This is a genomic window from Nocardia jiangsuensis (assembly GCF_042650385.1).
Taxonomy (GTDB): domain Bacteria; phylum Actinomycetota; class Actinomycetes; order Mycobacteriales; family Mycobacteriaceae; genus Nocardia; species Nocardia jiangsuensis.
The window spans coordinates 304713-324582 of the sequence record NZ_JBHSAX010000009.1 but is presented as its reverse complement, the minus strand read 5'-3'; the positions used below and the strand labels follow the sequence as shown (position 1 = coordinate 324582).

Below are 19870 nucleotides of genomic sequence, written 5' to 3'. Positions count from 1 at the left end.
GCGTGAGCGAGTCAGGCCCGGAGGCGGTAGCGGAGCGTGGCCACGGAGGGCCCTCGTTCACGCCGAATGGATACAGCGTGAGCGCTTCGGTCTGCGCCGCGCGGGCCGAGTCGGCGGCGGCCGCTGTCCGGCACCACTACGACGTCGGCAACGATTTCTACGCGCTCTGGCTCGACCCCTCGCTCACCTACTCCTGCGCCATGCCCGCCACCCCGGCCGACACCCTCGCTGCGGCACAGCAGCGCAAGCTCAGCTACCACCTGGACGCGGTCCGCGCGCACGACGCCACCGAACTGCTCGACATCGGCTGCGGCTGGGGCGCGCTGCTCGCCGTGGCCGCGAGCGAGGGCGTCGAGCGGCTGACCGGGCTCACCCTGGCCGAGGAGCAGGCCGCGCACGTGCGCGCGCTCGACCTGCCCGGCACCGAGATCGCGGTGCGGAACTGGCTGCACCACGAGCCGGAGCGGCCCGTCGACGGCATCGTCTCGATCGGCGCCTTCGAACACTTCGCCACCCCCGCGGACAGCCGGGCCGAGAAGATCCGCGTCTACCGCACCTTCTTCGAGCGCTGCCGGAGCTGGCTGCGCCCGGGCGGTGCGCTCTCGCTGCAGACCATCGCCTACGCGAACATGGCCCGCGACCAGGCCAGCACCTTCATCCAGCGGGACATCTTCCCGGACGCCGACCTGCCGACCCTCGCCGAGATCACCGCGGCCGCCGACGGCCTGTTCGAGGTGCGCACCGTACGCAACGACCGGCTGGACTACGCCTGGACCTGCGAGCAGTGGGCCGCCCGGCTCAAGCGCCGCCGGGCTGAAGCGGTCGCCCTGGTCGGCCCCGAGATCACCGAGCGGTACGAGCGCTACCTGCGGCTCTCCGCGCTCGGCTTCCGGATGGGCAAGATCGGGCTGCTGCGGATCGTGCTGGAGCCGTACCGCAGCGGCCACTTCACCGGAGGCGGGGCCCGGCGGTGACCGCGGTCCCGGTGCGGTTCAACCCGTTCACCGACGAGTTCCGCGCCGACCCGTACCCGATGTACGCCGCGCTGCGCGAGCACGCCCCGGTGCACCGCACCATGGGCATGTGGGTGCTGACCCGCCACGCCGACGTGCGCGCGGTGCTCAGGGACCGGAATTCCGGCGTCGACGTCATCCCGCTCGCCCTGCGCCGCCAGGCCGCCAGGCTCGGCGTCGGCGACACCGAGCGGATCGACCGCCTCGGGTCGAAATCGCTGGTCTTCACCGAGAACCCGGACCACGCCCGGCTGCGCGCCCTGGTGAACCGGGTCTTCACCGCCGCCGCCGCCCGGCTGGCCCCCCGCGTCACCGCGCTGGCCGAGCGGCTCACCCGGGACGCCTGGCACGACGGCGAGACCGAACTCATGGGCTCGTTCGCCGGGAAGCTGCCGGTCCTCGCGCTCTGCGACTGGCTCGGGCTGCCCGAGCACCTGCACCCGCTGGTCGGCGGCTGGACCCACGACATCCGCTTCCTGCTCGAACCCGGCCTCATGACCGCGGCCGACTTCACCAGGGTGCGCACCGTGGTCGACACCTTCACCGCCGAACTGCACGCGGTGATCGACCGCCGCCGCGCCGAACCGGGCGACGACCTGATCAGCCTGCTGCTCGCGAGCCGCATCGGAACCGGCGACCGGCTCACCGACGAGGAGCTCGCCACCATCGGCATCATGTGCTTCGTCGCGGGCGTCGAGACCACCAAGTCGCTCATCGGCAACGCCGTGCTCGCGCTGACCGCGCACCCCGCCGCCCAGGACCGGCTCCGCACCGACCCGGCACGCACCGCCGCCGCGGTGGCCGAGACCCTGCGCTACGACAGCCCGCTGCAGCACACCAAGCGCGTCGCCCGCCGGGACGTCCCGCTCGGCGACCGCGTACTGCGCGCGGGCGACCAGGTGCTGCTCTGCCTCGGCGCCGCCAACCGCGACCCGGCGGCCTTCCCCGCCCCCGACACCTTCGACCTCACCAGGGAACCCGGCGCCCACCTGGCGTTCGGCCACGGCCTGCACGGCTGCCTCGGCGCACCACTGGCCGAGCTCCAGGCCCGCATCGCGCTCGATTGCCTGCTCCGGCTGCCGGGCAGGCTGGTGCGGGCGGGCGAGCCGGAGTGGCAGGACCACAGCTTCATCGTGCGCGGCCCGCGGCGGCTGCCGCTCGCCGTCGAGACCGCCTGAGGGAGAACACCGTGCTGCTGCCCGACATCCTGCGCGAGCGTGCCCGCACCGCCCCGGCGGCCACCGCCTACGTCTTCCTGGACGAGCACGGCGCCGAAACCACCGCGCTCACCTACGCCGGGCTCGACCGACGCGCCCGCGCCATCGCGGCCCGGCTGGCCGGGACGACCCGTCCGGGCGACCGCGCGCTGCTGGTCTTCCCCTCCGGACCGGACTTCGTCGCCGCCTTCTTCGCCTGCCTGTACGCCGGGGTGATCGCGGTGCCCGTGATCCCGCCGCGCCGCGGCCGTGCGCACCCCGCCACGCACGGCATCGTCGCCGACTGCGACCCCGCCGTCCTGCTCACCGTCGGCGCACCGGAAGTCGACCTGCCGGTGCCCCAGCGGATCGCGGTGGACGAGGTGCCCGCCGCAGGCCCCTCCATCGACCCGAAGCCGTGCGCCCCGGGAGGTCCCGCCTTCCTGCAGTACACCTCCGGCTCCACCGGCGCGCCGCGGGGCGTGGTGGTGACGCATCGCAACCTGAGCGCCAACCAGGAGATGATCCGCGCCGCCTTCGGCCACGACGAACACTCCACCTTCGTCGGCTGGGCCCCGCTCTACCACGACCAGGGGCTGATCGGGAACCTGCTGCACCCCCTGCACCTGGGCGCGCCCTGCATCCTGATGGCCCCGCTCACCTTCATCCGCCGCCCGCTGCTCTGGCTCACCGCCATCTCGCGCTACCGCGCGCACACCAGCGGCGGCCCGAACTTCGCCTTCGACGCCTGCGTGCGCCACGCCGAGCGCTCCGGCGTCCCGGCCGGGCTCGATCTGAGCAGCTGGCGGGTCGCCTTCAACGGCGCCGAGCCGATCCGCGCCGAGACCCTGCGCCGCTTCGCCGCGACCTTCGCCCCGCACGGCTTCGACCCGGGCGCGCTCTATCCCTGCTACGGCCTGGCCGAGGCGACGCTGCTGGTGAGCGGCGGCGTTCCCGGCCGTGGCGCGCGGGAACTGCGCGCCGACATCGCGGCGCTCGGCGCGGGCACGCTGCGCGCGGCGGCGCCGGGGGAGCCCGCGCGGCCGCTGGTCGGCTCCGGGCGGCCCGCGCCCGGCGTCGACGTCCGGATCGTGGACCCGGAGTCGGGGGAGCCGTGCCCGCCGGGCCGGATCGGCGAGATCCGCCTCGCGGGGGCGAACATCGCGGCGGGCTACTGGCGCGACCCGGACGGCACCGCGGCGGTCTTCGGCGGTCGGCGCGCAGCCGGTGGCGTCGGAGACGGCGAGCGGGTCGACGCCGCGGACGGCCTGCGCACCGGCGACCTCGGCCAGTTCGTCGACGGCGAGCTGTACGTCACCGGCAGACGCAGGGACCTGATCATCGTGCGCGGACGCAACCACTACCCGCACGACCTGGAGCACACCGCGCAGGCCGCGCACCCGGCGGCGCGCACGGGCGGCACCGCCGCCTTCGCCGCAGGCGCCGACGACCGCCCGGTCCTGGTGCAGGAGATCGAGCGCGACACCACGGCAGCGGAGGCCGAGATCGCGGGCGCCATCCGATCCGCGCTGCTGCGCGACCACGACCTGGCACTCGGCGAGCTGGTGCTGACCGTGCCCGGCGCGCTCCCCAAGACGAGCAGCGGCAAGATCATGCGCGGCGCCGCGCGTGCGCACCACCTCGGTGCCGGGTTCGAGCGGTGGGGTGCCCCGCCGGTCGAACCGGGCCGCCGGATGAACCTTCGGCCAATTCACTAGCACGTGCGCCTCGGCTTCGTCGTGAGTTAACCCCCGCGCCATGAGCCCGGCTCCCGTACGGCCGGGCAGGTTCATCTGCGGTTACCTCTCGCCGCTAGCGTTTTTCCTACGCGGAAGAAGGGGCCGGCGTCATGGAGATCCGTCATCTGGTTTCATTCATCACGATCGCCGAAGAACTGCATTTCGGTCGCGCAGCGCAGCGCTTGCATCTGACCCAGCCGAGTCTCAGCGCCCAGCTGCAGAAGCTGGAGAAATCGCTGGGGGTCCAGCTGGTCGCCCGGAACTCGCACGAGGTCAAGCTGACCCCGGCCGGGCGGGAGTTCGAGGCACAGGCCCGATTGGTGGTGGCCCAGCTGGACCGGGCCGCCGAGGCGGCCAAGGCCACCGCCGCGGGCCGCTCCGGGCGGCTCGACGTGGGGTACAACCTCCCGGCCAGCCGGCACGTCCTCCCGGACGCACTGGCCAGGATGACCGAGCGGCACCCGGACATCGAGGTCTCGCTCTGGGAGAAGCGCACCGGCCCGCAACTGCAGGCGCTGGTCGACGGCGCGCTCGACATCGGCATGGTCTACGGCCACCCCAGCTCGCCGGAGTTCAGGTACCGGCGCCTGCTGCACCGGGTGCCGCTGGTGGCGGTGGTCGGCCGCAGGCACCGCTGGGCCGAGCGCCCCGGCGTTCCCTTCGCCGAGCTGGCGGGGCAGGACTGCGTGCTCTTCGCCAGGGAGCAGTGTCCGGCCATGTACGACTCGATCTTCCGGGCCGCGGCGCAGAACGAGATCTCGCTCGCGGTCACGCACACCGCCGACGATCCCGGCGCCACCGCGCACATGGTGTCGGTGCGGCCGCTGGTCGGCTTCGCCTCGCTGCCGCGCGCCATCTCGATGGGCATGGGCGGGCCGGGCAACGGCTCGGTCGCGGTGAAACTCTTCGACCCGGTTCCCACTCTGGATTTGTACGCGGTGTGGCGGACGAACGAATCGAAACCGGCCGTGGAGATGTTCCTGGATTGCCTGGATTTCCCCGAACCGGTGCACATCGAGAGTGCCGCCGCCGTTCCGACCCGCGCGGTTGGATAGGCGATGACATTCGCGCGGTAGGAACAGCTGCCGCGGTCGGATATCGGTTCGCGATCCCCCGGAGAATTCTGTGGTGTGAACACAGTTTCGGTGGCCGAGAACGGTTTCGACATAGCGGATACCGAGGGATTGCACTCGGTGGTCGCGGGTGCCGCGCTGCGGCATCCGGAGCGGCTCGCCCTCGGCGGCGCGGACGGCACCCGGCTCACGAGCGCCGAGCTCGACCGCCGGGTGCGGGCGCTCGCCTCGGCGCTGCTGAGCCGCGGGGTGGCGCCGGGTGACCGGGTCGCGATCCTGGGCCGCACCACGGTGGAATGGGCACTGCTCGACTTCGCGGCGCTGGCGATCGGCGCGGTGGTCGTCACCGTCTACCCGACCTCGTCGCAGGCCCAGATCGAGCACATCCTCTCCGACAGCGGCAGCGCGCACTTCGCCGCCGAGTCCGACACCGATGCCGAGCGGCTGCGCGCCGCGGGCGCCGACCGGGTGTGGCTCTTCGCCGAGGTGGGGGAGTGGTCGACCGGCCCCGAGGCGCCGGGGCTGGACCGGGTGCTCGGCGCGGTGCGCGCCGCCGACCCGGCCATGATCGTCTACACCAGCGGCACCACCGGCGTCGCCAAGGGCTGCGTCATCACGCACCGCAACATGTTCGTCTCCGCCTCGAACACCGTGCGCCGCACCGGGACCCTGTTCGAGGGCGGCACCACCGTGCTCGCCCTCCCGCTGGCCCACGTCTTCGGCCAGACCATGCTCTTCGCCTGCGTCTTCGGCGGCAGCGGCACGCATCTGCTTCCCGCCATCCCCGAGCTGGTCCCCGCGCTGCCGGTGCTGCGCCCGACCTTCCTGCCGATGATCCCGTACGGCCTGGAGAAGATCCGCAAGTTCTGCCGCACCCTGCTCGCCGCCGGCGAGGAGGACGCCGCCGTCGAGCGCGGCCTGGAGCTGCTGCGCGAGGGGGAGATCCCCGCGCCGACGGAGCACGCGGTGTACGCGGCGCTCGGCGGCAGGCTGCGCGCGGTGATCTCCGGCGGCGCCTCCCTCGACGAGTCCACCCAGGGCTTCTACGCCGGGTTCGGGGTGCAGCTGCTGAACTGCTACGGCCTCACCGAGGCCGCCACCGCGGTCACGGTGAACGCGCCGGAGAGCAACCGCTTCGGCACCGTCGGGCGGCCCATCCCGGCCACCGAGGTCGGCATCGCCCCCGACGGCGAGGTGCTGGTCCGCGGCCCGCACGTCTCGCCGGGGTACTGGGGCGCGGCGGCAGGGCTGCCGATGGCCGACGCCGAGGGCTGGCTGCGCACCGGAGATCTCGGCGAGCTGGACGCCGACGGTTACCTCACCATCACCGGCCGCCGCAAGGAGATCCTGGTGACCTCCGGCGGCAAGAACGTCGCGCCCACCCCGCTGGAGGACCGGGTGCGGCTGCACCCGCTGGTCAGCAACTGCATGGTGGTCGGCGACGGCCGCGACTTCGTCACCGCGCTGGTGACGCTCGACCCGGACCAGCTCGCCCGCCGCCGCGCCGCCGATCCCGCGCTCGATCCCGACGCCGAGATCGAATCCGCGGTGGCCGAGGCGAATTCCCTCGTCTCCCGCGCGGAATCCATCCGCGCATTCCGGATCGTGGACGGCGATTTCACCGTCGAGGAAGGGTTGCTCACTTCCTCCCGGAAACTTCGCCGGGCCGCGATCGAAAAGGCGTACGCGGCCGATATCGCCGCGCTCTACGCATCGCGCACCGTCGCGCGCTAGCCCCTTTTCATTCACCGATCGGAAAGTGAAGCGAAATATGTACGACGTCATCGTTGTCGGTACCCGGGTGGCCGGTTCGCCGCTGGCCATGCTGCTCGCCCGCCAGGGTTACCGCGTACTCGCCGTCGACCGGGCCACCTTTCCCAGCGACACCCCGTCGACCCACTACATCCACCAGGCCGGCTCCGGCTTCCTGAAGTCGTGGGGGCTGCTGGACCGGGTCGTCGCGACCGGTGTCCCGGCCATCCGGCACCTGAACTTCTCCTACACCGACATCGACATCGCGGGGTTCGCCCGGACCGCGCCGGACGGTGTCGACGCGGTGTACTGCCCGCGCCGCACCGCGCTGGACACCGTCCTGGTCGAGGCCGCGGGCGAGGCGGGCGCCGAGCTGATCCAGGGCTTCACCGTGAGCGGGCTGGTCTTCGACGGCGACCGGGTCGTCGGTATCCGCGGCAGCGAGGCGGGCGGCACCGAGCAGGAGTTCCGGGCGAAGCTGGTGGTCGGCGCGGACGGCGCCAACTCCACCGTCGCCAAGGCGGTCGGCGCCGAGACCTACGAGGGCTCCGCCGCCGCGTGCTTCATCTACTACTCGTACTACGACGGCGTCGACTGGGGCATGCAGCACCGCACCGGCTTCGGCGAGCAGCAGTTCGCCGGCTGGCCCACCAACGACGACCAGACCCTGGTCGCGGTGATGCGCAAGCGCGACCGGTTCCGCGAGTTCCGCCAGGACCCCGACGCCGGTGTGCAGGAGGTCGTGAGCCAGATCGACCCCGAGCTCGGCGAGCTGCTGCGCGACAAGGGCACGCGGGCCGAGCCGTTCCGCCCGATGCTCTACCCGGACAACTACCGCAGGAAGTCTCACGGCCCGGGCTGGGCGCTGGTCGGCGACGCCGGCTACCACAAGGACCCCTTCACCGGCTGGGGCATCACCGACGCCTTCAAGTACGCCCAGCTGCTCTCGGAGAAGATCCACCAGGGACTCTCCGGCGCGCGGCCGCTGGACGAGGCGCTCGCCGAGTACCAGGTCGAGCGGGACGCGCAGAGCGCGAGCACCTACGAGCTCACGCTGAGCATCTCCGAGCTGAGCCTGACCCCGTACTACGACTCGGTGTTCCGGGCGACCAGCATGGACGAGGAGTACATCAAGAACTTCTTCGGGCTGATCGCGGGCATCTACCCGCCGGAGAAGTACTTCGGCGAGGAGGAGCTGGCCGCGCTCTACGAGAAGGTGAACTTCCCGCTGGAGGCGCGGCACGTGAGCAAGAGCGGGGTGACCGCGTGAGCGCCGCCCTTGTCGCGCTCGGCGACAGCTTCGTGGAGGGGCGCGGCGACGACGCGCCCGGCGGCGGGTACCGGGGCTGGGTGCCCCGGCTCGGCGGCCAGCTCGGGCTGCGCCCGGCCACGGTCCGCAACCTCGGCCAGCACGGCGCCACCACCGGCGCCGTGGTCGAGCACCAGCTGCCGCGGGCGTTCGCGGCCCGCGCCGGGCTCTACGGCGTGGTCTGCGGGGTGAACGACCTGGTCAGCGATTTCCACCCGGTCCGGTTCGAGCGCAACCTGCGCACCCTGTTCAGCACGCTGCGGGCGAGCGGCGCCACCGTGGTCACCGCGAACTACCCGGACATCCCGGCCCGGCTCCCGGTGCCGCCCGGCATGCGCACGCTGCTGCGCGAGCGCTTCGCCTTCGCCAACGCGGTGCTCGGCGAGGTCACCGGCGACACCGGCGCGCTGCTGCTCGACCTGGCGGGCGACCCGGCCTGGGCGCGGCCCGAGATGTGGACCGCCGACGGGCTGCACCCGGCCCCGCTCGGCCACCACACCTTCGCCGTCGCCGCCGCGGGCGCCATCGCCGACCGCACCGCGACCACCGTCGCCGCCTGACCACCCGCCCGGTCCGAGAGGAACTTCCGTGACGGACGAACGACGCCTAGCGCGCACCCCGATCGCCATCGTCGGCATGTCGGGGCTGCTGCCGCGGGCACGCAACCACCGCGAGTACTGGCAGAACATCATCGACGGCGTCGACTGCACCACCGAGGTGCCCGCGTCGCGCTGGAACCTGGACGACTACCACGACGCCGACCCGGAGGCCCCGGACAAGACCTACTCCCGGCGTGGCGCCTTCCTGCCCGACATCGAATTCGACCCGCTGGAGTTCGGGCTGCCGCCGAACCAGCTCGAGGTCACCAGCACCATGCAGACGCTGAGCCTCGGCGTCGCCCGCGACCTGCTCATCGACGCGGGCGCCACCGGCTCCGAGTGGTACGACGCGAGCCGCACCGGCGTCGTGCTCGGCACCACCGGCCCGGTGCCGCTCATGCACCCGCTCGCCGCCCGGCTCTCCACCCCGGTGCTGGAGGAGGCCGCGCGCTCGGTCGGGCTGAGCGAGGCCGACGCGAAAGCGGTCTCGGCCAGGTTCGTCGCCGCCTACGCGCCGTGGGAGGCGAACTCCTTCCCCGGGCTGCTCTCCAACATCACCGCGGGCCGGGTCGCGAACCGGCTCGGCCTCGGCGGCATCAACTGCACCGTCGACGCCGCCTGCGCCGCCTCGCTCGCCGCGCTGCGCACCGCCGTCGCGGAGCTGCAGGACGGCCGCGCCGACATGATGATCACCGGCGGCGTCGACACCGAGAACACGATCTTCATCTACCTGTGCTTCTCCAAGGTCGGGGCGCTCTCCAAGTCCGACCGGATCAGCCCGTTCGGCAGCGACGCCGACGGCACCCTGCTCGGCGAGGGCATCACCATGCTCGCGCTGCGCAGGCTCGAGGACGCCCGCCGCGACGGCAACCGGATCTACGCGGTGCTGCGCGGGCTCGGCTCGTCGTCCGACGGCAGGGCCAAGAGCATCTACGCCCCGCGCGCGGGTGGCCAGCGGGTCGCGCTGGACCGCGCCTACGCCGACGCCGAGATCTCGCCCGCCACCGTCGCGCTGATCGAGGCGCACGCCACCGGCACCCCGGTCGGCGACAAGACCGAGCTGACCGCGCTGAAGGAGCTGCTCACCGACGCCACCGACGAGCCGCGGTTCGCCGCGCTCGGCAGCGTCAAGTCGCAGATCGGGCACACCAAGGGCGCCGCGGGCACCGCCAGCCTGATGAAGCTGGCCTTCGCGCTGCACCAGAAGGTGCTGCCCGGCACCATCAACGTCACCGCGCCGAACGCCGAGATCGCCCCCGGCGACGCACCGTACTACGTGAACTCGCGCACCCGGCCGTGGATCCGCGACCCCGAGCGCCCGGTGCGCCGCGCCGCCGCCTCGGCCTTCGGCTTCGGCGGCACCAACTTCCACGTGGTGCTCGAGGAGGCCGGCGCCGAGCGGCCGAGCGTGCTGCACCGCACCGCGCGGGCGCACCTGTGGCACGCGGCCGACGTCGCGGGGCTGATCGACGCCGTGCGCAGTGCCGCCCCGATCGACGGCGGCGAGATCCCGGAGGCGCACGCGCGCATCGGCTTCGTCTCGCTGGACGACGAGAACGCCGAGCACCTGCGCGGGCTCGCCGTCGACGAGCTGGTCCGCAATCCCTACGCCGCCTCCTGGGAGCACCCCGAGGGCGTGTACTACCGCGCCTCCGCACTGCCGGACCGCAAGGTGGCGGCGCTCTTCGCCGGCCAGGGCAGCCAGTACGTCGACATGGGCGCGGACGCCGCCATCGCGCAGCCCGCCGTCGGTGCCGCCTTCGACGCCGCCAACGAGGCGTTCGCCGGTGCGCCGCAGCGGCTCTCGTCCGTGGTGTTCCCGCCGCCCGCCTTCGACGAGGCGACCGCGGCCGCGCAGGAGCGGGCGCTGCGCCGCACCGAATTCGCGCAGCCCGGCATCGGCGCGCTCGCCGCCGGGCAGTTCGCGGCGCTGCGCGAGCGCGGGTTCCGCGCCGACGGGTACCTCGGGCACAGCTTCGGCGAGCTCACCGCGCTCTGGGCCTCGGGTGCGCTGAGCGGGTCCGATTTCCATGGACTGGCAAGGGCGCGCGGCGTGGCGATGACGCCGCGCGACGGGGTCGAGGCGGGGACGATGGTCGCGCTCAACGCGACCGTCGAGGTGGCGCGGGAGATCGTGGACGCCATCGACGACGTCTGGATCTGCAACCACAATGCCCCCGACCAGGTGGTGATCGGTGGTGGCTCGAACGCGGTCGCCGCCGCGGTCGCGGTCTGCGGTGAGCGCGGGGTCGCCACCCGCGCGCTTCCGGTCTCCGGCGCGTTCCACACCCCGTACGTGGCGCACGCGGTCGACGCCTTCGCCGCCGCGCTCGCGGAGGTGGAGATCGGGGCGCCGGACGCGCCGGTGTACGCCAACAGCGCGGGGGCGCGGTACGGCACCGACGCCGCCGCGAACCGGGCGGTGCTCACCGGGCAGCTCGGGCAGCCGGTCGAGTTCGTTGCCGCGCTCACCGCGCTGCGCGAGGCGGGGTGCACGGTCTTCGTCGAGTTCGGGCCGAAGCAGGTGCTGACCTCGCTGGTGCGGCGCACCCTCGGCGACGACGTGATCGCCGTCGCCACCGATTCCGGGCCGATCGGCAACAGCGATCTCTCGCTGACCCGCGCCGCCGTCCGGCTCGCCGTGCTCGGCTTCGGATTGTCCGGGATCAACCGGCACGCCGCGCCGGTGCTCGAGCCGCACCGGCCGAGCCGGCCCATGACGGTGACCATCTCGGCGCCCGAGTACGTGCCGGAGACGCGGAAGGCGGCGCACGCCGCCGCGCTCTCGGACGGGTATCGGGTCGAGCTCGACGGTGCCGCTCCGAACGGGAACGGCTCCGCCGGTCGCGGTTCCACCGCGGCGAGCGGCACTGGTGCCGGCGCCGCGAAGGGCGGTGTCGGCAACGGCGCCGGGACCGTCGTGAACGGTGCCGGTGCCACCGCGACGGGTCCCGGTGCCGCGCGGCGCGTGCCCGCCCGCACCTCCCACTCCGCCCCCGCACCGCGCATCGGCACCGTGGCGACGGCAACTCCGCCCTCGCCGGTCCCGGCGCCGCCCAGGTACGCCCCCGACCCGACGGAGATCTCCGTGTACTCGACCCCGCAGGACGGCGCCATGGAAAGCGCGCTGACCCAGCACCTCCGATCCCACCACCAGTTCCTCGACGGCCAGCTCGACATGGCCCGCGCCCTGGTCAGCGCGCTCGACGCCGGCGTCCTGACCGAGTCCACCGTGCGCGCCATCGAAGCGGTGAAGGACCACGGCGTCGCCATCGCCGCCAGCCACACCCGCGCCTCCGACGTCCTGGCGCAGCTGGCCGATCTCGAGGCCGGTTTCGCTCGGCCCGCCGCTGCGCGGCCGGTTCCGGCCCATCAGCCGGCCGCCGTGCCGCAGCACCGGCCCGAGGCGCTCGCCTCGGGCCACACCAACGGTTCGGTCGAGGCGCTTCCTTCGGCGCCCGCCCCGGCCGGCGACTCGGCTGCCGTAGCCACGGCAGCAAGTCCTGCCTCGGCAGGCGGCCGGCCCCCGGCCGCGCCCGCCCCGGTCGCGAATTCCACTGCCGTGGCTACGGCAGCCGCGCCGGCGCCGGCCACCCCGTCGGCCGAGACCGCCGCCGAGCAGCTGAGCCAGGCTCCTGCGGGCAGCCGCGAAGACCTGCTCCGGGCCCTGCGCGAGGTGGTCGCGGAGAAGACCGGCTACCCGGTCGAGATGGTCGATACCGGCATGGATCTGGAGGCCGACCTCGGCGTCGACTCGATCAAGCGTGTCCAGGTCATCGGCGCTCTGCAGGAGCGGTTCCCGTCCCTGCCGAACCTCGGTCCGGAGCAGCTCGGCACCCTCCGCACCCTCGACCAGATCGCCGAACTCCTCGGCGCGAGCGGCACCGACGCCGCTCCGGAGACCCCCGCGGACTCCGCCGCCGGGGACAACGCGGAAAACCTCCGCCAGGCCCTGCGCGAGGTCGTCGCGGAGAAGACCGGCTACCCGGTCGAGATGGTCGACACCGGCATGGACCTCGAAGCCGACCTCGGCGTCGACTCGATCAAGCGCGTCCAGGTCATCGGCGCACTCCAGGAACGCTTCCCGGACCTACCCAACCTCGGCCCGGAACAACTGGGCACCCTGCGCACCCTCGACCAGATCGTGGCCGAGCTGAGCACCGGCGGTGATGTCCACCCAAAAGCTGATGCCGCGGCGAACCTGCCGCGGCATGCCGTCGAACTGGTCGCCCTGCCCACCGCGGATCTCGCCGTCGGTGCCTACCGGGAGCACCCGGTGGCCCTGCTCGTCGATCCCGCGAACAGCGGCGAGGCCACCGCACTGACCACCGCGCTCACCGGGCGCGGCTGGTCGGTGCGCACGGTGGCGGAGCTCCCCGGCCCGGGGGAGCGGCCCGACCTGTGCCTGATCCTGCTCGGCGCGGGCGGAGCGGACATCGAGCGCCTGCTGACCCACACCATCCTGGCCGCTGGCCGGATCACCCCCGCCATGTCGGCGGAGCACGGCCGCGCCACCGTCGCGACCCTGATCCGCCTGGACGGCGGCCTCGGCTTCCGCACCGCCGACGACCCGGCCGGCGCCCTGCTCGGCGGCGTCGGCGGTATCCTGAAGACCCTCGCCGCCGAACGCCCCGACCTGTTCTGCCGTGCCATCGACATCGACCCCGTGGCGACGCCGGAGCGCTGCGCCGAGCTGGTGCTCACCGAACTGGAGGACGCCGCACGCGACGTGGTCGAGGTCGGCGTCACCGCCGAGGGCGCCAGGTCCACCCTGGTCCCCGGCGGCTTCGGCCCGGCCCGCACGGTCACCGGGATCCGCCCGCTCGACCGGCAACCCGACCTCACGCTGACCGCCGACGACCTGCTGGTCGTCTCCGGCGGCGCCCGCGGCGTCACCGCGACCTGCGTCCTGGCGCTGGCCCAGCGGGTTCCGGCCCGGTTCGTTCTGCTCGGCCGGACCGAACCGGCGCCGGAGCCGGAGTGGGCGGCAGGCGTCGCCGACGCCGATCTCCAGCAGGCGGCCGTCCGTGCCCTGGCGGGCACCGGTGCGAAACCCCGCGATATCGCCCGCACCTGCTCCGGCATCAGGGGCGCCCGCGAGATCCGGGCGACCCTCACCGCGCTGGACGGCCGCGCCGACTACGTGGCCGTCGATGCCACCGATGCCGAAGCGGTCGGCAAGGCACTCGCCCCCTGGGGTGGGGCGATCACCGGCATCGTGCACGGCGCGGGCGTGCTCGCCGACTCGAGGATCCCGGACAAGACCGCCGAGTCCATCGCCCGCGTCCTCGGTCCGAAACTGGCCGGGCTGACGGCACTGCTCGCCGCGGTACCGGAGCCGAAGCATCTCGTCATGTTCACCTCGGTGGCCGGCCTCTACGGCAACACCGGCCAGGCCGACTACGCCGCGGCCAACGAGGCGCTCTCCCGCTTCGCGGTGGCCTGGCGCCGGGCGCACCCGGACCGGCACGTCACCGCGATCGACTGGGGCGCCTGGGACGGCGGCATGGTGACGCCCGCGCTGCGCGAGCACTTCCACGCGCGCGGCGTCGAGCTGCTGCCCCCGGAGATCGGTGCGGCGGCCTTCACCGAGCAGTTCACCGCAGCGCGCGAAGCCGACACCGTCGTGCTGATCGGCCCCGCCGAGTCGCTGGCCGGACCCGCTCCGGTGCCGCTCGCCCCGGTCCGGCTGCGCCGCACCCTGATCGGGCTCGACGACGAGCCGACAATCGACGCGCACCGGGTGGGGGAGCACGTGGTACTGCCCGCCACCTTCGGTCTCGGTGCCATGGCGCACGCCGCGGAGCGCGCCCTCCCGGGCCGCACCGTGTTCGGCGCCAGGGACTTCCAGGTGCTCAAGGGGCTGGTGTTCGACCATCCGGTCGATGCGCTCGAGCTCGAGCTGGAGCCCGGCGCCGAGACCGGCGGTGTGCTCCCGGTGCGGGTCACGGTGCGCGACGGCGCGGTCGCGCACTTCCGGGCAACGCTGGAACTGGCCGTCGCCCCGGCGGAGCCGCCGGTGCTGACGGCGCCGACCGGCCCGGCGAGCACGCTCGACATCTACCGCGAGGCCATCCAGTTCCATGCCCCCGCACTGCAGGGGCTGCGGCGGGTGCTCGCCGACACCGGGGACACCGTGGTCTTCGAATGCGCCATCGACGCGGCCCCGGTCGCGGCGGGCGCCTACGCGAGCAGGCTGCACGACCCGGTCCGCGCGGACCTGATGCTGCAGGGCCCGCCGGTGCTCGGGCACCGGCTGCTCGGCGCGGCCTGTCTGCCGCTCGGCATCGGGCGGGTGGAGTACTACCGCCCGCTGCCGATCGGCGAGCCGTTCCGGCTGGTCGTCGGCAACGGTCGCGCGGGGCGCGTCGACGCCCGCGTCGATGCCACCGCGGTCGCGGCCGACGGCACGGTATTGCAACGGTTCTCGGACGTCGTGGTGGTCACGACGCCCGATCTGACGGAGAAGTTCCAGACCTCGGTGAGGCGGTGGATGGCATGACGACCCTCGAGTTCGACGGCATCGCGTTCGATCCGGACGCGGTGCACGAGCCCGCCGCTCCGGCGCCGGAACCGGAAACGGCCCCGGTTCCACCGCAGCCGGACACGGTCTCGGCGCCGCCGGGACCGGAGACGGCCCCCGCGGTGCCGACCACGAGTGCGCCGAATCCGCTCGCGCAGCTCCGCGCAGGCGTCGCGGACGCACACCGCGCCGCCCTGGCGGCGCAGTACGCGATCCAGCGCGCTCTCTGGGAGCGCGCCGGATTCGCGACCGGGACCGGCACCGGACAGCCCGCCCGGACCGGCACGTCGGCGCAGCCCGGCATCGCGGCGCAGCCCGGCGCCACGACGCGGCCCGCGGCCACCGGTGTCGCCACCCACCCGGCGGACCCGGGTGCGGGCACCGCCAGTGCGGAGCCGCCCGGCGTCGCCGCGCGGCCTGCCCCGCCGCACGCCCCGGAATGGGCCTTCAAACCGCAGGCCCGCACCGCCCGGACGTACCTCGACCGAGCAGCGCTCGACCAGCTCGCCGCCGGCGACATCGCGACGGTCTTCGGCCCGTCCCACCGGCGCCCCGGCATCCGCCCTGCGGCGAAGCTCGCCGCCAAGCACCCCCTCGTCCTCACCGAGGTCGACAGCCTGGAGCTCTTCGGCGCAGGCGGCCGCGGCCGACTCACCGCCTCCTACCAGGGCGACCCCGGCACCGCGGCAACCCAGGCCGCCGAGGTCTTCGCCCTGTACGCCGGGCTGCACCTCGGCCTGACCGGCTCCACCCTCGTCTCCTCCGGCCCGGCCGGCGCCCCGGGCCCGCACGCAGGCACCCTGGAACTCCACGTCACCGAGATCGACCTGGTACCCCGCCCCCACCTCACCGCCGAGGTCCGTATCGCCGGTACCGAACCACTCTCGGTACGAGTCACCGCGACCGAGCCGATCGGCGCCGAGATCGGTCCCGGCCGAGCCGACGAAACCCTGCTGCTCAACGAATTCCACCTGACACACCTGGCCCGCGGCGACCAAGCCATCGCCATGGGTGCGGAGTTCGCCGAGTACACCGGCGTCCGAGCCACCCGCCTCCCCACCGGCGGCCTGCTCCTGGTCGACCGCGTCCTCGACTTCGACGGCACCCGCGGCCGGCTGGACGAGGCCGCCTACACCACCGAGTACGACTCACCCGCCGACTCCTGGTACTACGGCGCCACCGCCAACGAGTCCATGCCGCACTTCGTCTACATGGAGACCTCACTCCAGGCCGCGCTGCTCATGGGCTACTACGCGGGGCCGACGCTGACCCAGCCGGGCACCACCCTGAGCCTGCGCAACCTCGGTGGCACCGCCACCGTCCTGCGCCGGGTCGATCTGCGGGACAGCACCATCCGCCAGCAATCGCGGCTGCTGACCACCACCATCCTGCCCGGCTCCTCGCTGCAGACCTTCGACTACACCCTGAGCACCGGCGGCGAGCCCTTCTACCGCGGCGAGACCATGTTCGGCTACTTCAGCGACGAGGCACTAGCCAACCAGACCGGCCTCGACGCGGGCCGCCCGGCCCCCACCTGGCTGGCCGAGCACCCGGACGCCGAGCGCAGGACCATCGACGTGGCCGCCCGCCGCGCCGACCCGGCGGCCCCGCTCTGCTCCCGCGACACCCTCGCGCTCATCGACCGCGTCCAGGTGGTCGACGGCGGCGGCAGGTACGAGGCGGGCTACCTGCACTCGCTGCGCGAGATCGACGCGGGCGACTGGTACTTCGACCGGCACTTCCACCTGGACCCGGTGATCCCCGGCTCGCTCGGCGTCGAGTCGGTGATCCACGCCGTGCAGGAGTGGATGCTGGACGCCGGGTACGCCGACGGCCTCGCCGACCCGGCCTTCCGCATCCCCGCCGGCATCCCCTTCGGCTGGCGCTACCGCGGCCAGTTCCTGCCCACCGACGGCACCGTCGAACTGGAGGCGCACATCAAGGAGATCAGGCGCGGCGAGCACGGCGTGATCGCCATCGTCGACGGCTCACTGTGGAAGCCCGGGCTGCGGATCTACGAACTCACCGATCTGGCGATCGAACTCGGCGAACGGCAGGTCGGGTCGTGACCACGCTGCACCGGCCGGTCGCCGAGACCCCGGCCGAGATCACCGCGCTGCTGCGCGACGTCACCCGCCCGGTGTGGGTGCTGCACCGGGACGGCCGGGTCGGGCTCACCGCCGACCGGGCCGCCACCGCGGGCGCCCAGGTGCTCGCCGCCGTCGGCCCGCTCACTCCGGACCGGCTCGGCGACAGCCGGTTCCGCGCCGCACACGGACTGCGCGGCGCCTACATGGCGGGTGCCATGGCCAACGGCATCGCCGCACCCGCGCTGGTCTCGGCGCTGGCCGGGGCCGGGTACCTCGGCTCCTACGGCGCGGCAGGCGTCACCCCGGACCGGGTGGACGCCGCGCTGGCCGGGCTGCGCGCCGAACTCGGTGAGCTGCCCTACGCCTGCAACCTGATCCACAGCCCGTCCGAGCCCGCGCTGGAGCGGGCCATCGTCGACGCCTGCCTGCGGCACGGCGTGCGCTGCGTGGAGGCATCGGCCTTCATGGGCCTCACCGCCGAGGTGGTGCGGTACCGCGCGGCCGGGCTGAGCACCGATCGGCAGGGCCGGGTCGTCGTCGGCCACCGGTTGATCGCGAAGGTGTCCCGGGTCGAGGTCGCCGAGCACTTCCTGCGCCCGGCCCCGGCCGCCCTGCTGAACCGGCTGGTCGAGTCCGGCGACATCACCGCCGAGCAGGCCGGGCTCGCCGAGCAGGTGCCGATGGCCGACGACATCACCGCGGAGGCGGATTCCGGCGGCCACACCGACCGCCGCCCGCTGGTCGTCCTGCTGCCGGAGATCATCGCGGCGCGCGACCGGCTCGCCCGCACGGTCCCCGGCGCCGCCGAGGTCCGCGTCGGCGCGGCGGGCGGCATCGGCACCCCGGCCGCCGCCGCGGCCGCCTTCGCGCTCGGCGCCGCCTACATCGTCACCGGCTCGGTGAACCAGGCGACAGTGGAGGCCGCGCAGTGCGCCGCCACCAAGCAGCTGCTGGCAGGCGCGCAGTTCGCGGACTGCGTCATGGCGCCGTCGGCCGACATGTTCGAGCTAGGGGTGCAGGTGCAGGTGCTGCGCCGCGGCACCATGTTCGCCGGCCGCGCGCAGAAGCTCTACGACACCTACCGCGCCTACGACGGTCTCGATGCGCTACCCGCCGAGCTCCGCGCCGACCTCGAGCGGACGCTCTTCAAGCGCCCGGTGGAGCAGGTCTGGGACGAGTGCGTGCGCTTCTTCACCGAGCGCGACCCGGCCCAGCTGACCGGCGCCGCGGAGCACCCGAAACGCCGAATGGCCCTGGTATTCCGCTGGTACCTCGGCCTCTCCTCGGGCTGGAGCATCCGCGGCGAGGCCGACCGCGTCGCCGACTACCAGGTGTGGTGCGGCCCCGCCATGGGCGCCTTCAACACCTGGGCGGCAGGCACCCACCTGGCGGCGTTGCCGAATCGGCAGGCCGCCGAGATCGCCGACCAGCTGCTGCTCGGCGCGGCGTACCTGACCAGGGTCGCGCAGTTGCGCACCGCGGGAATCCGGCTGCCCGCCGGCTGCGCCGACTTCGTCCCCATCCCGCTGGAGGCGTGAGTCAGTCCAGGCAGAACTCGTTGCCCTCCGGATCGGCCATGACGAGGAAGCCGTGGCTCATCGGCGGTGCCGGTTCGGAGCGGCGCAGCCGGATGGCGCCGAGCGCGACGAGGCGGTCGCACTCGGCCTCCAGCGCCGCCATCCGCTCGTCACCGGTCAGCCCCGGCGCCGCCCGCACATCCAGGTGCACGCGATTCTTGGCGACCTTGTCCTCCGGCACCTGCTGGAAGAAGAGCCGGGGACCGGTGCCGTCCGGATCCTCGGCCGCCGAGTTGCTGTTGCGCTGCCCCTCGGGGACGCCCATCTTCGCGAGGAACGTGTCCCAGGCGTCGAGCGGGTCGGCGCCTGCGGCGAGCTCGACGCCGGGCGGGCCGGGGATGACATAGCCGAGCGCGTCGCGCCAGAAGAGCGAGAGCCCGCGCGGGTCGTGCGCGTCGAAGGTGATCTGGACGGTCCGGCTCATGCGGTCGCTCCTCGTCGGGTGTGCAGGTAGAGGTCGCGCAGCAGGCAGACCTCGGAGAGATGGTGGATCAGCTCGCGGTGGATGTGCAGGACCAGCTCGGCCATCGGCGCGTCCCCGTGCCCCGGCTCCTTCGGCCCGACGGGGGTGGCGAGCGCGGTCTCGTCCAGCCCGCGCACCCCGGTCAGCCAGGCATCGAGCTCGGTATCCAGCTGTGCGAGCGCTGCTTTCGCGGTTCCCGCGTAGGCCCAGTCCTGGTACGACGCCGCCGGCCCGCCGAAGTGGGTCGCGTTGCGCACGGCCAGCACCCCGACGATCACGTGCCCGAGCCGCCAGGCGATGGTGGTGAAGGGCTCGGGCGAGGGGGTCGGGAAGGCGAAGTCGATCAGGTGCTCGCCGGTGCCGAATTGCAGCGCCGACCCGTCGCGCGGCCGGACGTTCCACGCCTCCGGCACCGGTGACCAGGTGTACTCGTCGTCGGTGAGGCCGGCCAGCCGGTCCCGCACCTGATGGTTCCAGTGGAACTCCCACTGCTCGCGCAGCGCGCGGTTCCAGTCGAGTGTCGATGTCATGCCCCC

12 protein-coding genes are annotated in these 19870 nt (G+C 73.6%); 10 read left to right on the top strand and 2 right to left on the bottom strand.

Going from position 1 to position 19870, the window contains the following annotated elements:
• Window positions 1-77: 77 nt before the first annotated feature.
• From ACFO0B_RS10750 to ACFO0B_RS10705, 10 genes are all read left to right on the top strand, one after another.
• Window positions 78-974 carry a class I SAM-dependent methyltransferase gene (locus tag ACFO0B_RS10750; RefSeq protein ID WP_378612235.1) on the top strand — a complete coding sequence of 299 codons (897 nt, stop codon included), beginning with the start codon at window positions 78-80 and terminating at the stop codon, window positions 972-974.
• A complete protein-coding gene (locus tag ACFO0B_RS10745) occupies window positions 971-2191 on the top strand; it encodes a cytochrome P450 (protein ID WP_378612234.1) in 1221 nt (406 codons plus the stop codon). Before ACFO0B_RS10750 ends, ACFO0B_RS10745 begins: the two co-directional genes overlap by 4 nt.
• A gap of 11 nt (window positions 2192-2202) precedes the next feature.
• A complete protein-coding gene (locus tag ACFO0B_RS10740) occupies window positions 2203-3927 on the top strand; it encodes a fatty acyl-AMP ligase (RefSeq protein WP_378612233.1) in 1725 nt (574 codons plus the stop codon).
• Between the two features lie 131 nt (window positions 3928-4058).
• A complete protein-coding gene (locus tag ACFO0B_RS10735; protein ID WP_378612232.1) occupies window positions 4059-5003 on the top strand; it encodes a LysR family transcriptional regulator in 945 nt (314 codons plus the stop codon).
• Window positions 5004-5078: 75 nt separating this feature from the next.
• On the top strand, window positions 5079-6755 hold the full coding sequence (locus ACFO0B_RS10730) for an AMP-dependent synthetase/ligase (protein WP_378612231.1): 1677 nt from the start codon (window positions 5079-5081) through the stop codon (window positions 6753-6755).
• A 25-nt stretch (window positions 6756-6780) separates the two neighbouring features.
• Window positions 6781-8043: an NAD(P)/FAD-dependent oxidoreductase gene (locus tag ACFO0B_RS10725; protein ID WP_378612230.1), complete on the top strand. Its 1263-nt coding sequence runs from the start codon at window positions 6781-6783 to the stop codon at window positions 8041-8043.
• Window positions 8040-8642 (top strand): SGNH/GDSL hydrolase family protein, encoded by a 603-nt coding sequence (locus tag ACFO0B_RS10720; RefSeq protein ID WP_378612229.1) that lies wholly within the window; start codon window positions 8040-8042, stop codon window positions 8640-8642. The genes ACFO0B_RS10725 and ACFO0B_RS10720 overlap by 4 nt, the downstream gene beginning before the upstream one ends.
• Before the next feature lie 28 nt (window positions 8643-8670).
• Entirely contained in the window at window positions 8671-15183 is a 6513-nt protein-coding gene (locus ACFO0B_RS10715; protein WP_378612228.1) for an SDR family NAD(P)-dependent oxidoreductase, read from the top strand.
• Window positions 15180-17273: a beta-ketoacyl synthase gene (locus tag ACFO0B_RS10710; RefSeq protein ID WP_378612227.1), complete on the top strand. Its 2094-nt coding sequence runs from the start codon at window positions 15180-15182 to the stop codon at window positions 17271-17273. The genes ACFO0B_RS10715 and ACFO0B_RS10710 overlap by 4 nt, the downstream gene beginning before the upstream one ends.
• On the top strand, window positions 17270-18832 hold the full coding sequence (locus ACFO0B_RS10705) for a PfaD family polyunsaturated fatty acid/polyketide biosynthesis protein (protein ID WP_378612226.1): 1563 nt from the start codon (window positions 17270-17272) through the stop codon (window positions 18830-18832). Before ACFO0B_RS10710 ends, ACFO0B_RS10705 begins: the two co-directional genes overlap by 4 nt.
• Window position 18833: 1 nt before the next feature.
• Here ACFO0B_RS10705 and ACFO0B_RS10700 read toward each other — a convergent pair whose 3' ends face one another.
• Window positions 18834-19295, bottom strand: a complete 462-nt coding sequence (locus ACFO0B_RS10700; RefSeq protein ID WP_378612225.1) for a VOC family protein — start codon at window positions 19293-19295, stop codon at window positions 18834-18836.
• Window positions 19292-19864 (bottom strand): DinB family protein, encoded by a 573-nt coding sequence (locus ACFO0B_RS10695; RefSeq protein WP_378612224.1) that lies wholly within the window; start codon window positions 19862-19864, stop codon window positions 19292-19294. Before ACFO0B_RS10695 ends, ACFO0B_RS10700 begins: the two co-directional genes overlap by 4 nt.
• Between the last annotated feature and the right edge of the window lie 6 nt (window positions 19865-19870).